Here is a 479-nt window from a genome sequence, read left to right on the forward strand (position 1 = left end):
AGGACCAGGCCGATACCGATCATGATCCATTCATACATTCGGGCGCCCCTCTCCCGTGATGGCCGGAATACCGGTCAGGACATAGAGGGGCAAGGGCATGTGTGAGGGAGGGTCATCCATAGTTCGTGAAATTATATCTGCACGCCCTCGAAGCAACCTGCATGCCGCCTGCACGTAGCATCCGGGCCACGCAGGGGTGTACGAGCCGCATTTCAGATCTCCCCCTTCCCTGCGCTATCTTTCCTGCATGTACCTGCGTCTACTCCGCCCATGAGCTCCTCCGCTGCCCGGGCCGACATCGTCCTGGAAGTGCTCGGCTCCGGGCTCCTGGTTCTGGGACTGGCCTTTCTGTGCGCCGCCCTCGCCGCCCACTGCATCAACGGATTCTGGCTCCAGGCCCGGGCGGTGGTGTACGCGGCCGAGAACCGGACAGGCCTGCGCTGGCACAGCCCGCGGGACGGAACCCGCGAAGCAGTCCT

The 479-nt window shown here is 63.7% G+C and carries 1 protein-coding gene; it reads left to right on the plus strand.

Annotation, left to right across the window (positions count from 1 at the left end):
* Nucleotides 1-270: 270 nt before the first annotated feature.
* Nucleotides 271-479, plus strand: a 209-nt coding sequence (locus tag AC5RVV_RS18020; RefSeq protein WP_494002715.1) for a hypothetical protein, incomplete at its 3' end; no start/stop codon positions are given.

This window comes from Arthrobacter sp. MDT2-34-1 (assembly GCF_059091365.1).